Origin of the sequence: Hungatella effluvii (assembly GCF_003201875.1) — a bacterium.
GTDB lineage: Bacteria > Bacillota > Clostridia > Lachnospirales > Lachnospiraceae > Hungatella > Hungatella effluvii.
In genome coordinates this window covers 1-14,234 of the sequence record NZ_QJKD01000004.1, presented here as the reverse complement: position 1 = coordinate 14,234, position 14,234 = coordinate 1, and the positions used below count along the sequence as shown (strand labels likewise).

Annotated in this window: 12 protein-coding genes, 1 tRNA gene and 1 rRNA gene; 11 read left to right on the top strand and 3 right to left on the bottom strand. The window is 45.7% G+C overall.

What is annotated here, in order from left to right; genetic code table 11:
• Nucleotides 1–9: 9 nt before the first annotated feature.
• From recF to DFR60_RS08640, 6 genes are all read left to right on the top strand, one after another.
• Nucleotides 10–1,095, top strand: a complete 1,086-nt coding sequence (gene recF, locus DFR60_RS08665; RefSeq protein ID WP_110322550.1) for a DNA replication/repair protein RecF — start codon at nucleotides 10–12, stop codon at nucleotides 1,093–1,095.
• Between the two features lie 24 nt (nucleotides 1,096–1,119).
• Nucleotides 1,120–3,030 (top strand): DNA topoisomerase (ATP-hydrolyzing) subunit B, encoded by a 1,911-nt coding sequence (gyrB, locus tag DFR60_RS08660; RefSeq protein WP_110322841.1) that lies wholly within the window; start codon nucleotides 1,120–1,122, stop codon nucleotides 3,028–3,030.
• 36 nt (nucleotides 3,031–3,066) lie between these two features.
• Nucleotides 3,067–5,589: a DNA gyrase subunit A gene (gene gyrA / locus DFR60_RS08655; protein WP_110322549.1), complete on the top strand. Its 2,523-nt coding sequence runs from the start codon at nucleotides 3,067–3,069 to the stop codon at nucleotides 5,587–5,589.
• Between the two features lie 408 nt (nucleotides 5,590–5,997).
• Nucleotides 5,998–7,329 (top strand): hemolysin family protein, encoded by a 1,332-nt coding sequence (locus DFR60_RS08650; RefSeq protein WP_110322548.1) that lies wholly within the window; start codon nucleotides 5,998–6,000, stop codon nucleotides 7,327–7,329.
• 34 nt (nucleotides 7,330–7,363) lie between these two features.
• Nucleotides 7,364–8,500, top strand: coding sequence for a sodium ion-translocating decarboxylase subunit beta (locus DFR60_RS08645; protein WP_110322547.1), 1,137 nt, complete (start codon nucleotides 7,364–7,366; stop codon nucleotides 8,498–8,500).
• Between the two features lie 265 nt (nucleotides 8,501–8,765).
• Nucleotides 8,766–9,182, top strand: a complete 417-nt coding sequence (locus tag DFR60_RS08640) for an RrF2 family transcriptional regulator (protein WP_110322546.1) — start codon at nucleotides 8,766–8,768, stop codon at nucleotides 9,180–9,182.
• Nucleotides 9,183–9,326: 144 nt separating this feature from the next.
• Here DFR60_RS08640 and DFR60_RS08635 read toward each other — a convergent pair whose 3' ends face one another.
• The 3 genes from DFR60_RS08635 to DFR60_RS08625 are packed head-to-tail and all read right to left on the bottom strand — an operon-like array spanning nucleotide 9,327 to nucleotide 11,202.
• Entirely contained in the window at nucleotides 9,327–10,142 is an 816-nt protein-coding gene (locus tag DFR60_RS08635; protein WP_110322545.1) for a hypothetical protein, read from the bottom strand.
• Nucleotides 10,136–10,834 (bottom strand): ABC transporter ATP-binding protein, encoded by a 699-nt coding sequence (locus tag DFR60_RS08630; RefSeq protein ID WP_110322544.1) that lies wholly within the window; start codon nucleotides 10,832–10,834, stop codon nucleotides 10,136–10,138. Before DFR60_RS08630 ends, DFR60_RS08635 begins: the two co-directional genes overlap by 7 nt.
• Nucleotides 10,831–11,202, bottom strand: a complete 372-nt coding sequence (locus DFR60_RS08625; RefSeq protein WP_002605423.1) for a GntR family transcriptional regulator — start codon at nucleotides 11,200–11,202, stop codon at nucleotides 10,831–10,833. Before DFR60_RS08625 ends, DFR60_RS08630 begins: the two co-directional genes overlap by 4 nt.
• A 181-nt stretch (nucleotides 11,203–11,383) precedes the next feature.
• Between DFR60_RS08625 and DFR60_RS08620 the strand changes: the two genes are divergently transcribed.
• From DFR60_RS08620 to DFR60_RS08600, 5 genes are all read left to right on the top strand, one after another.
• Nucleotides 11,384–12,226: a fumarate hydratase gene (locus DFR60_RS08620; RefSeq protein ID WP_110322543.1), complete on the top strand. Its 843-nt coding sequence runs from the start codon at nucleotides 11,384–11,386 to the stop codon at nucleotides 12,224–12,226.
• Between the two features lie 37 nt (nucleotides 12,227–12,263).
• Nucleotides 12,264–12,815, top strand: a complete 552-nt coding sequence (locus DFR60_RS08615) for a Fe-S-containing hydro-lyase (RefSeq protein WP_110322542.1) — start codon at nucleotides 12,264–12,266, stop codon at nucleotides 12,813–12,815.
• Between the two features lie 43 nt (nucleotides 12,816–12,858).
• Nucleotides 12,859–13,572: a lysophospholipid acyltransferase family protein gene (locus tag DFR60_RS08610; RefSeq protein ID WP_110322541.1), complete on the top strand. Its 714-nt coding sequence runs from the start codon at nucleotides 12,859–12,861 to the stop codon at nucleotides 13,570–13,572.
• 85 nt (nucleotides 13,573–13,657) lie between these two features.
• A tRNA-Ser gene (locus DFR60_RS08605) sits at nucleotides 13,658–13,745 on the top strand.
• A gap of 394 nt (nucleotides 13,746–14,139) precedes the next feature.
• Nucleotides 14,140–14,234, top strand: a 16S ribosomal RNA gene (locus tag DFR60_RS08600); the annotation flags it as partial.

Sequence of the window (14,234 nt, the reverse complement as noted above, 5' to 3'; positions counted from 1 at the left end):
GAGAAGTCCATGATTATCGAGTCGATAGAGCTTAAAAATTACAGAAATTACGATAAACTACATATGGATTTCAGTCATGGGACCAACATCCTTTATGGAGATAACGCCCAGGGGAAAACCAATATCTTAGAAGCAATCTATGTCTGTGCTACGACAAAATCCCACAGGGGAAGCAAAGATAAAGAAATTATACAGTTTGACAGGGATGAGTCGCATATCAAATTAAACGTCAGAAAAAGAGATGTTCCATACAGAATCGACATGCATTTAAAGAAAAACAGAGCAAAAGGCGTGGCGGTCAACGGTGTTCCAATCAAGAAGGCCAGCGAACTGTTCGGAATTGTCAATGTTGTATTTTTTTCTCCGGAAGACTTAAATCTCATAAAAAACGGCCCTGCCGAAAGAAGGCGGTTCATTGACTTGGAGTTATGTCAACTAAACAAGCTGTATGTTCATTCTCTGGTTCAGTACAATAAAATTGTAACCCAGAGGAACAAACTGTTGAAGGATATCATGTTCCGGCCGGACTATGAGGAGACTCTGGATATCTGGGATATGCAGCTGGTTCAGTACGGACGGGAGGTAATCCGGTGCCGGGATGCCTTTGTAAGTCAGCTAAACGACCTGGTTGGACCCATCCACCGTCAGTTATCAGGAGAAAAAGAATCTTTACATATCAGCTATGAGCCAAATGTCACAGTCGATATGTTTGAAGATACATTAAGAAAAAGCAGGCCTTCGGATTTAAAACAGAGGACGACGCTGACTGGACCTCACAGAGATGATTTGAGCTTTATCATCAATGATATTGATATCAGAAGGTATGGTTCCCAGGGACAGCAGAGGACAGCTGCGTTATCTTTAAAGCTTGCAGAAATTGAACTCGTTAAAAAAACAGTAAATGATTATCCAATCCTTTTGCTGGATGATGTGCTATCTGAGCTGGATGGAAGCAGACAGAATCACTTGTTATCGGGAATTAATCATATACAGACCATGATCACCTGTACGGGACTGGAAGATTTCGTCAACAACCGGTTTCGGATTGATAAGATATTTAAGGTTGTGAGTGGTGAAGTTTACAGTGAGAATTAGGAGGAATTCATAATTATGAGCGCTTTGAATGAAGAATATGGTGCAGATCAAATCCAGATACTGGAAGGACTTGAGGCGGTCAGAAAGAGACCGGGTATGTACATTGGAAGTACTTCCGTAAGGGGGCTCCATCACCTTGTATATGAGATTGTCGATAATGCGGTGGATGAGGCTCTGGCCGGCTACTGTGATACGATTTATGTTACAATTAATGAAGACAATTCCATTACTGTTGTCGATGATGGCCGCGGCATACCGGTTGGCATCCAGAAAAAGGCCGGAATACCAGCAGTAGAGGTAGCATTTACCATCCTCCACGCAGGCGGTAAATTCGGCGGCGGGGGATATAAGGTGTCCGGCGGCCTTCACGGCGTTGGCGCATCTGTAGTAAACGCACTGTCAAACTGGCTGGAAGTCGAAATTACCCAGGATGGAAAGACCTATAAGCAGCGTTATGAAAGGGGAAAGACCATGTATCCCCTTAAGGTTATCAGAGAAGCGGGTCCTGATGAACATGGTACGAAGGTTACCTTCCTTCCGGATGATACTATTTTTGAAGAAACCGTGTTTGATTATGATACTTTGAAGATTCGTTTGAGGGAAACCGCGTTCTTAACAAAGAATTTAAAAATTATATTAAAGGATAACCGGGAAGAGAAGCACGAGCATGTGTTCCATTACGAAGGCGGAATCAAGGAGTTTGTCACATATTTAAACCGCGGCAAGTCTGCACTCTACGATCAGGTATTTTATTGTGAGGGATCCAAGGATGGCGTATACGTGGAAGTATCCATGCAGCACAATGATTCTTATACAGAGAACATCTACAGTTTTGTAAACAATATCAATACACCCGAGGGCGGAACCCATTTATCAGGATTTAAGAATGCCCTTACCAATACACTGAACGACTATGCGAGAAACAACAAGCTGCTGAAAGAGAGCGAGGCCAATCTTTCCGGCGAGGACATCCGGGAAGGTCTCACCGCCATCATCAGCGTTAAGATCGAGGAACCTCAGTTTGAGGGACAGACGAAGCAGAAGCTGGGAAACAGTGAGGCCAGAGGCGCAGTGGATAACATTTTAAGGGAACAGTTTACGTATTTCCTGGAACAGAATCCCAATGTAGCCAAGACCATCTGTGATAAGTCCATCCTGGCGCAGCGTGCCCGTGCAGCCGCGAGAAAGGCCAGAGACTTGACGAGAAGAAAGACCGCTCTCGAGGGCATGGCTCTTCCGGGCAAGCTGGCAGACTGTTCTGACAAGAATCCGGAAAACTGCGAGATTTATATCGTCGAGGGAGATTCCGCCGGCGGCTCCGCTAAGACGGCCCGCTCCAGAGATACCCAGGCCATCCTTCCCCTTCGAGGCAAGATTTTAAACGTGGAAAAGGCCAGACTGGACCGTATCTACTCCAATGCGGAAATTAAAGCAATGATTACAGCGTTCGGTACTGGAATTCATGAAGATTTTGATATCTCGAAGCTTCGTTATAACAAGATCATCATCATGACCGATGCCGATGTGGATGGAGCGCATATCAGTACGCTTCTTCTGACCTTCCTTTACCGTTTCATGCCGGAGTTAATCAAACAGGGCCATGTATATCTGGCTCAGCCGCCGTTATATAAGGTGGAAAAGAACAAGAAGGTATGGTACGCGTACAGTGATGAAGAGTTAAATAACATCCTGAAGGAAATCGGACGTGACACCAATAATAAGATACAGCGTTATAAAGGTCTGGGAGAGATGGATGCCGAGCAGCTCTGGGAGACGACCATGGATCCTGAGCGCAGAATTCTGCTTCGTGTTGCCTTTGACGAGGAGACTGCATCGGAGATTGATCTGACATTTACGACACTGATGGGAGACCAGGTAGAGCCGAGACGTGAATTTATCGAGGCCAACGCCAAGTACGGCAATCTGGATATCTAAAAACCAATTAATATTGCGTTATAAAGGAGAAGAAATATGGAACCAAATATTTTTGATAAGGTTCATGAGGTAGATTTGAAAAAGACCATGGAAAAGTCGTATATCGACTACGCCATGAGTGTTATCGCTGCCCGTGCGCTTCCTGATGTAAGGGATGGTTTGAAGCCGGTTCAGCGAAGAGTCTTATTCTCAATGATCGAACTGAATAACGGACCAGATAAACCCCATCGTAAATGTGCACGTATCGTCGGTGATACCATGGGTAAATACCATCCGCACGGCGACAGCTCTATCTACGGAGCTTTGGTAAATATGGCGCAGGAGTGGTCAACCAGATATCCTCTGGTGGACGGCCATGGCAACTTTGGTTCTGTCGATGGTGACGGAGCGGCGGCCATGCGATACACGGAGGCGCGTCTGAGCAAGGTCTCCATGGAGATGCTGGCCGATATTGGAAAGAATACCGTTGATTTCACACCGAACTTCGATGAGACCGAGAAGGAACCGGTTGTTCTTCCGGCCAGATTCCCGAATCTTCTGGTCAACGGAACATCGGGTATCGCCGTAGGTATGGCGACCAACATCCCGCCTCATAACTTAAGAGAAGTGATCGGCGCTGTTGTTAAAGTTATTGATAATCAGGTAGAGGAAAACAGAGAGACCGAGATGGAAGAGGTCCTCGAGATCATCAAGGGGCCGGATTTCCCCACAGGTGCAACCATCCTGGGAAAGATGGGAATCGAAGAGGCTTACCGTACAGGACGTGGAAAGATAAGAGTCCGCGCCGTGACGGATATAGAGACGCTTCCCAACGGAAAGAGCCGTATTATCGTAACAGAACTTCCTTACATGGTTAATAAGGCCCGTCTGATCGAAAAGATGGCGGAGCTTGCAAAAGAGAAGAAAATCGATGGAATCACGGATTTACGAGATGAGTCTGACCGTACCGGTATGAGAATCGTCATCGAACTTCGCCGTGATGTCAATGCCAATGTTATTTTAAACCAGCTTTTAAAACATACCCAGTTACAGGATACATTCGGCGTCATTATGCTGGCGCTTGTCAATAACGAGCCTCGTGTCTTAAACCTGATGCAGATGCTCAAGCTGTATTTAGAGCACCAGAAGGAAGTCGTAACCAGAAGGACCCAGTACGACTTAAACAAGGCGGAAGAGCGCGCTCATATTTTACAGGGCTTGCTGATCGCTCTTGATAATATTGATGAAGTTATCCGGATTATCCGTAATTCGCAGAACGTTCAGATTGCGAAGGCAGAACTCATGGAGCGCTTTGGCTTAAGTGATGTTCAGTCCCAGGCGATCGTGGATATGCGTCTCCGTGCTCTTACAGGTCTGGAACGTGAGAAGCTGGAGAACGAATTTAAGGAACTGGAAGCGAAGATAGAGGAGTTGAGAGCCATTCTTGCAGATGAGAAGAAGCTTCTTGGCGTAATCCGGGAAGAGATCATGCTGATCTCCGATAAATACGGGGATGACAGAAGAACCTCCATCGGATTCGATGAATTTGACATGTCCATGGAAGACTTAATTCCGGATGAGAGTACCATTGTTGCCATGACAAAGCTGGGCTATATCAAGAGAATGTCCGTGGACAACTTTAGGAGCCAGAACAGAGGTGGTAAGGGAATCAAGGGAATGCAGACCATCGATCAGGATTATATCGAAGATCTGATTATGACCACCAACCACCACTATATTATGTTCTTTACCAATACAGGACGTGTATACAGGCTTAAGACGTATGCGATTCCGGAGGGAAGCAGGACGGCCAGAGGTACGGCGATTATCAATCTGCTTCAGCTGCTTCCGGGAGAGAGCATTACCGCCATCATTCCGATGAAGGAATACGACGACGACAAGTTCTTATTCATGGCGACAAAGAACGGTATGGTAAAGAAGACCCCGATGATGGAATACGCCAATGTCAGAAAGAACGGACTTCAGGCCATTGTTCTCCGCGAGGATGACGAACTCATCGAGGTAAAGGCAACCGATAATTCAAAAGATATTTTCCTGATTACGAAGATGGGCCAGTGTATCCGTTTCAATGAGACCGATGTCCGTGTAACGGGACGTGTATCCATGGGTGTAATCGGTATGAAGCTTAACGATGATGACGAGGTCGTTGGCATGCAGATGGATACGCAGGGTGAGAAGCTGTTAATCGTATCCGAAAACGGTATGGGCAAACGTACCCCGATCGACGAATTTACCCCGCAGAAGAGAGGCGGAAAGGGTGTACTCTGCTATAAGATCACAGAGAAGACCGGTACGATCGTGGGAGCGAAGCTGGTGCATGACGATCACGATATTATGATTATCACCAATGAGGGAATTGTAATCAGAATTTCTGTGGAAGATATCTCCGTAATCGGGCGTAACACCTCCGGTGTAAAACTCATGAATATCGATCAGGAATCCGATATCCGAGTGGCAAGTATTGCCAAAGTCCGTGATGACGGAAGCAATTCAGAGGGCGAAGGCATGGAATATCTGGACCTGGAAGATGAAGAAACCGCTCTGGAAACCGAAGAATAAAAGGCTGCAGTGGAAAACTTAACATTTTTTTAATAGAAATTTCCCGCTCTTTATATTATAATAAGACTATCAATAAAGGGGAGTAGCCGGCATAACCTTATGGATTCCTGTGCGTCAATACGATTAATGAACGCTTTAGCGTGGATTGAAAAATAAATAATCCGCTGGGAATTGAAATGGCAAGACTTTTATTGCAGTGTGGAGTAATCCATACTGTAATAAAAGTCTTTTTTTTTAAGAGGAAAGTGTTCCTCTTTAAAAAAAGCCCTCCGGGCAGGATGCGTACTCCGCGCTAAGGAAATATGGCCGCTGAAGCGACTGCGCTCCGGCGCGGGAGTCCGGTCCGCCGGACTCTTTATTTAGAGGAAAATGCCGGAATACCCAACCCAAATAAAGGAGGAATTAAGCTTGGACAGTGACCCAGGCGCGGCTGCGATAGCCGCACAGATTTTACTATTAATAGCCCTTACCATGATGAATGCATTTTTCGCAGGGGCAGAAATGGCAGTTGTATCTGTCAACAAGAACAGGATCCGGATGCTCGCCGACAATGGCAATAAAAAGGCGGCCCTGATTCAAAAACTATCAGAAAATTCCACAGGATTTCTGTCAACCATCCAGGTGGCAATCACGTTTGCCGGATTCTTTTCCAGTGCATCCGCGGCGACCGGTATTTCACAGATACTGGGAAACCGCATGGCGCAGTCAGGAATTCCCTACAGCCAGAGCATAGCGATGGTGGTGGTTACGATCATCCTGTCTTATTTCAACCTGGTATTTGGTGAACTGGTGCCGAAAAGGGTTGCGCTGCAGAAGGCGGAGGCCTTCAGCCTGTTTGCCGTTAAGCCAATTTATATCATTTCTAAGATCATGGCCCCGTTTATTGCACTGTTGTCCGCGTCCACTAACGGAATATTAAGGCTTCTGGGACTTAAGACGGAGAATTTGGAAGAGGAGGTTTCTGAAGAAGAGATCCGTTCCATGCTCCAGACCGGCCGGGAAAGCGGCGTGTTCAATGAAATTGAACAGGATATGATAACCTCCATCTTTTTATTTGATGATAAGAAGGCAAGAGAAATCATGACTCCGCGCCAGGACATGATCGCTGTGGATTTAAGCATGCCTCTGCTGTCCAGTATCGACGAAATACTAAGCAGCAGACACTCCAGAATCCCGGTCTACGAGGATGAGATTGACAATATAGTGGGAATCCTGTTTATGAAGGATTTTATCATAGAAGCGAATAAGAAGCCCGTCAGGGAAATCGATATTCGCGCCATCATGCAGAAACCGTATTTTATTCCTGAAAACAGGAAGACGGATAAATTATTTCAGGAGATGCAGAAGAATAAGCTGAAGATGGCTGTGCTCGTCGACGAGTACGGCGGCGTGTCGGGGATTGTGACCATGGAAGACTTAATCGAGGAGATAGTGGGCGATTTACACGACGAGTATGAAGACGTGGAGCCGGAGCTTGTGGAGGTGGAACCCCATGTGTACCAGGCGGCCGGAAGCATCCTCCTGTACGATTTAAATGAGGTTCTTCATGAGGATATCGAGAGCTCCTGCGATACCCTGTCAGGCTATCTGATCGAATGTCTCGGATACATACCGAATGACAAACAGATGCCTATAGAGCTGTATGAGGATGGCATCCATTACACCATCCTTAAGATGAATGAAAAGGTGATAAAGACGGTAAAAATAGAACTGAACCGGGAGAAAGAAAAAGGACAATAAAAATTAGGGCAATAGAGAAAACAGGAGGATGGAAATGGAATTCTTATTAGAGGGAATTATGTCTGTTACTTGGCAGCAAATACTCATGTATCTGGTGGGAATCATCCTGATATGGCTTGCAATTAAAAAAGAGTATGAACCGGCGCTGCTTCTGCCCATGGGATTCGGTGCAATTCTGGTGAATCTGCCGAATACAGGGGTTATCAATCAGGTGCTGGCCGGTGTCGGCGACACCAACGGAATTATAGAATGGCTGTTTCATGTGGGGATCGAAGCGTCTGAGGCGCTTCCCATCCTCCTGTTTATCGGAATCGGAGCCATGATCGATTTCGGCCCCCTGCTGTCCCAGCCGGTGATGTTCTTATTCGGTGCGGCCGCCCAGCTGGGAATCTTTATCGCGATCTGTGCGGCGGTACTGCTGGGATTTGATTTGAAAGACGCAGCATCCATCGGAATTATCGGCGCGGCAGATGGACCGACCTCCATCCTCGTGTCCCAGATTCTCCATTCAAAATATATTGGAGCCATAGCGGTGGCCGCCTACTCCTATATGGCCCTGGTGCCGATTGTACAGCCATTTGCCATCAGGCTGGTCACGACAAAGAAGGAGAGAACCATCCATATGGAGTATAAGCCTGGGGGCGTTTCGAAGGCCATGAGGATAGCATTTCCAATCGTTGTAACTATCATTGTAGGCATGATCGCCCCGATGTCGGTAGCCCTTGTGGGATTCTTAATGTTTGGCAACCTGTTGAGAGAATGCGGCGTTCTCGGCAATCTTTCCGACACGGCTCAGAACGGGCTCGCCAATTTAATCACCCTGCTTCTGGGAATTACAATCTCCTTCAGCATGCGTGCGGAGGCGTTTGTGAGAGTCGATACGCTGATGATCATGGGTATTGGCCTGATTGCCTTTGTATTTGATACCATAGGCGGCGTGCTGTTTGCCAAAATATTAAATCTGTTCCGTAAAGAGAAAATCAACCCGATGATCGGCGCGGCCGGAATATCCGCATTCCCCATGTCTGCCAGAGTAGTACAGAAGATGGCCCAGAAAGAGGAACCGGGGAATATTATCCTGATGCACGCAGTCGGCGCCAATGTATCCGGCCAGATTGCCTCAGTCATAGCAGGCGGCCTTGTCATCAGCCTGGTAACCAGGTTCTTATAGGAGGGAAATATGATGATGGAAAATTTCTTAATAGCTCTGGAAATCATGGGAAAAGGGATGGGCGGAATCTTTGTATCCATCCTGATCATTATGGGCTGTGTTGTAATTATGGGTAAAATATTAAAATAAATTTGTTTGAAATTTCTTTTGGTTTGGACTTGACAAAAAAAACTGTAACTGATAGTATTACAATATAAACTGAAACAATAATAATTACAGATTAAGGTTTCAGGGAAGAGTATGAATCAGACAGGGGGCGAATCACATGACAAGTGAATTTGCAATAGCGGTCCACGCCTTGGTATATTTGAATCACCGTCAGGAAACCATATCCAGCGAGGCGCTGGCTTCCAACGTATGCACCAATCCGGCCAGAGTGAGAAAGGTCATGGCCAAGTTAAAAAAGGCCGGAATCATTTCAACAAAAGAGGGGCTGGAAGGCGGATACCATTTTGAAAAAGACTCATCCTGCGTGAATTTAAGACAGGTATGCGATGCCCTGGAGGTCGATTTTGTATCGGCTTCATGGAAATCAGGAGACAAGGAAATGGACTGCATGATCGCATCCGGTATGGCCGCCATCATGGATGGAATCTATGCGGATCTCGATGAATTATGCCGTAAGCGGCTGGAAAACATTACGATCGCTTCGATTGAAGCGAAGATATTCAAGAAGGAATAACAAGGATTCAAAATATGGATTGAAATAAGAGCCAGGATTGAGAACGCTGGATATAAAAATAAAAAACGTGGTAATCCCGATTGGATCAATATCCTCTGATCGGAATTACCACGTTTTTTATCTGTTCCTTTCACCCGAAAGATATTACTCCAGATTAAGCTTCCTGGTAAAGATATAATCTGTTATTGCATAAAATCCCGCTGTGCAGGCCATGCTGAAGATGGTGGTGAACAGCATATAATTCTTAACCGTCTGAACGGCGTACTCCGAATTGCTGATTAGAGGAGAGGAGTAACCGCATATGGAGAAATACACGCTGCTGATAATCTGCATTACCACATAGATAACAAAATAAGAGATTATAGCCCAGAGGACTCTGTGTTTCCGGAACAAGTGACCAAGCGCAATCGCCGCATACAGCATCAGAGGTCCGGAAATCAGACCGGCGATGCAGGTAATCGTGACTTCAATCAGGAAAATCGGCATATTCAGGTAATTTGAAGCCTCACGATAGAGAGTCCCAAAATCACGGAGCAGCTGCTGGAGATCAGTCAGATTGAAGTTTAAGTGTCCGGTGAAAAAGATGAAGATGGATAATATAAACAGCGCACCGGCGATAATCTCCCAGAGGATGGCTGACAAAAGCTTTGCATTGATCAGAGTACTCATCTTCACTGGAAGAGTGTTGGTTAAATATCCCTGGTCACTCACCATGGTTTTATAAAAGTGCATGACGATAAACACGGAAGTCATGACAAACAGGGCGATGATATAGATAAAATACAGGACGAAAAAGATTACCGTAATCGTTTCCATCAGCCTGTTGTTTCCCAGAATCGCACTGTAGCTGGTTTCAAATGTAAATTTGCACAGAAGCGTAATGGCAATGAATCCGATCATCAGCGGTAAAAATAATCGGGATGTGGATTTCATTTCATGTTTGAATACTTTACCTAGCATTTGAACACCTCCCTGAACAGAGCATCTACAGATTTACCGTTTTCTTCCCGGATTGCATCGACAGAACTGGTCAGAACAATCTTTCCATCCTTGATAAAGATGATGTCATCCAGAACTGGTTCAATATCGGAAATTAAATGGGTGGAAATAATAATGGAACCCTGTTCATTGTAATTCGATAATATGGTATTTAAAATATAGTCTCTGGCCGCCGGGTCGACACCGCCGATTGGTTCATCCAGAAGATAAAGATCAGCGTTTCGGCTCATGACCAGAATCAGCTGAACCTTTTCCTTCGTTCCTTTGGATAGCGTTTTCAGCCGGCTCTTCGGATCGATGTTCAGACGTTTTAACATCTCGTAAGCCTTGTTTAAATCAAAATTGTCGTAAAAATCGTGAAAATAGTCAAGAATCTGGTTGATTCTCAGTCCGTCATTTAAGTAGTTCTTATCAGGCAGGTAAGAGACTCTCCGTTTCGTCTCAACACTGACCGGAAGATCGCAGATGGTGATCGTTCCGGTTGTCGGAGTTAACAGGCCTGTGGCCAGCTTGATAAATGTCGACTTTCCGCTTCCGTTAGGCCCCAGAAGTCCTACGATTCTGCCTGGTTCGATGGTGAAATTCACATCATCGAGAGCCGTTAAAGAGCCAAATTTTTTTGTAATATGGCTGCACTGTAGTATAGAATTCATTGACTCATCTCCTTTGCCGCTTTTTCTACTAATTTCAGTGTATCCCCCGGTTTTAGGCCAAGACTGTTCATGACCTTAAAAAATTCTTTGATTTTTTCTTCTGCAATCTCTTCTTTTACATGTTCAATCATTGCCGTGTCCTCCGTGACGAAACGTCCCGATGTTCTTTGAGAATAGATAATACCGCTTTGTTCCAGCTCCGATAACGCCTTCTGCATCGTATTGGGATTGACAGAAGCATCTGCCGCCAGTTCCCTGACAGATGGCAGGCGGCTGCCCGCCGCATAGATGCCTGATATAATCCGAAGACGTATCTGCTCCAAAAGCTGAGTATAGATTGGTCTGTCATTTTCAAAATGCCATGTCATTCGCTCACCTCCATTTGTATTACTGTACTAATTACTTAATACAATAATACACCGCGATCCATCCATTGTCAAGAGTAATTGCAAAAGAAATAACACATGATTATACTTGATTTCAATGCATCAATCCCTTATAGTTAGTAAAAGAGAGTGATGGATTTCATCATTTATATGGAGGAATCGTATGATAAGAACCATTCAGGCCGAAGAGATAACAAGAAATATTAAAGAAATGTGTATTGAAGCGAACCATGTTTTGTCGGATGACATGAAGAATGTATTCTGTGATGCGGTAAGACGGGAGAGGTCGCCTCTGGGAAGGCAGATATTAGAGCAGCTGGAGGAAAATTTAAAAATTGCAGGGGAAGACAGGATCCCCATCTGCCAGGATACTGGTATGGCTGTCATTTTCCTGAAAATAGGACAGGACGTACATATAGAAGGAGGCAGCCTGGCAGACGCGGTAAATCAGGGCGTGCATGACGGATATGTGGAAGGTTATCTTCGTAAATCCGTGGTAGAGCCGGTAGACCGGATCAACACGAAAGACAACACTCCGGCTGTCATCCATTATGAGATCACGGATGGAGACAGGATTGATATCACCGTAGCGCCCAAAGGCTTTGGCAGTGAAAACATGAGCCGTATCTTTATGTTAAAGCCGGCGGATGGGATCGAAGGGATTAAGGAAGCCGTACTTACGGCAGTCCGTGATGCAGGTCCCAATGCCTGTCCCCCTATGGTAATCGGTGTGGGAATCGGCGGAACCTTCGAAAAATGTGCGGAGATGGCAAAGCACGCTCTGACCAGAAACCTGGAGGAGGAACCTCCGGCGGGCTATGCAGGAGAGCTTGAGAAGGAACTGCTCGAAAAAGTCAACCGCCTGGGAATCGGACCGGGCGGACTCGGCGGGAGCGTCACAGCTCTGGCGGTAAACATCGAGACGTACCCCACCCATATAGCGGGCCTGCCTGTGGCGGTCAATATCTGTTGCCATGTAAACCGTCATGCGCACCGGATTATATAAGAGCACTCTAAGAAAGAGAAGGAGGGGTTACCACAGTATGGACCGTTATATGAAAGCACCAATTACCAAAGAGGACGCAGCCAGCCTTTCAGCGGGCGATTACGTATATTTATCAGGAACCATCTATACCGCCAGGGATGCGGCACATAAGAGGATGCAGGAGACACTGGACCGGGGGCAGGAACTGCCGTTTGAAATCAGCGGCAACATGATCTATTACATGGGTCCATCCCCTGCAAGAGAAGGACGACCAATCGGATCGGCAGGTCCTACGACAGCCAGCCGCATGGACCGGTATACGCCGCAGCTTCTCGATATGGGGCTTGGCGGCATGATTGGAAAGGGAAAGAGAAGTGAAGAGGTGGTGGATGCCATTGTCAGAAATGGTTCCGTCTATTTTGCCGCAGTAGGAGGGGCCGGGGCGCTTCTGTCTAAGCGGATTCTTTCCTCAGAGGTGATCGCTTACGATGACCTGGGCACAGAAGCGATCCGCCGTCTGGAGATAGAAGATTTCCCTGTGATTGTCGTTATCGACAGCAAAGGAAACAATCTATATGAGACCGCGATAAAAGAATACAGGGAAGAATAGTTTCTCTGTCCAATTACAATACAGAGAAACGCAGGAGGAAATCATGAACCGTATTGCATATATGGTGCTTCGGAATTTTTTTCGGGCTCCAATATGGTTTTATCATATCTGGAAGCTGGGGAGATCAGGGGATACCCACACAGAACAGCAGCGATATGATTATATTAGGAATGTAGTGAAAACGGTAAACCGCACAGGCCGTGTGGAAGTAGAAGTCCACGGAATTCAAAATCTGCCCGAAAAAAACGGTTTTATCCTGTTTCCCAATCACCAGGGCCTGTTTGATGTTCTGGCCATTATGGAGAGTTGTCCCAATCCGCTGGGGATTGTCGTCAAGAAAGAAGCTTCTAATATTATATTGATCAAGCAGGTCATCGCGGCCATGCACGGCATGTCCATAGACCGCCAGGACGTAAAAGCATCCTTAAAGGTCATCACAAAGATGACGGAGGATGTGAAGCAGGGAAGAAATTACGTGATATTCGCCGAGGGGACCCGGAGCAGGGAAGGAAACAATCTTCTCTCTTTTAAAGGAGGAACCTTCAAGAGTGCGGTAAATGCCAGGTGTCCGATTGTGCCGGTTGCACTGATTGACTGTTTCAAACCATTCGATGTTAATTCTATTAAGAAGCAAAAGGTCCAGGTACGCTTCCTGGAACCGCTGCAGCCGGAACAATATGTTGGGTTAAGGACAATTCAAATAGCAGATATAGTACACGACAAAATTCAACAGGAAATAAATGAAAATATGGGTTGACAATCGAAATATTCTCTAGTATAATTGTCAATGCGTCTGGGAACAATCTTGTTGCAGGACGAATCATATGGAGACTATGAACTACGGAGAAATACTCAAGAGGCCGAAGAGGCGCCCCTGCTAAGGGTGTAGGTCGGGTAACCGGCGCGAGGGTTCAAATCCCTCTTTCTCCGCTCTTTTCCAAATGATTATTTTTTTGCCCTTTCGTGGAGAAAAAAGTAAAATTATGGTTGACTCGGACAAGTCAATGTGCTATAATTTAACTCCACCGCGAAAAACGGTGAAAAAAGCAAAAAAATAAATTAAAAAAGTTGTTGACAAAACAGAGACGATGTGGTAATATAAACGAGTTGCTGTTGAGAACATAACAACGCAAAGCACTTTGAAAACAGAAGATTGAACAGTATGTAAAACCCTGAAAATTCTAATAAAACAAGCCATTGTTTGATGGCTTTGAATGAGAAAATTCAGAACGAATACAAGTATTGTATACGAACCAAACAACAAGTAAAACGGGAAATAAATTAGCTAGTTAGTTGATTTTGACCCCGGATCAAACGAATCATTTAACATGAGAGTTCGATCCTGGCTCAGGATGAACGCTGGCGGCGTGCTTAACACATGCAAGTCGAGCGAAGCGATTAAGAGGAAGTTTTCGGATG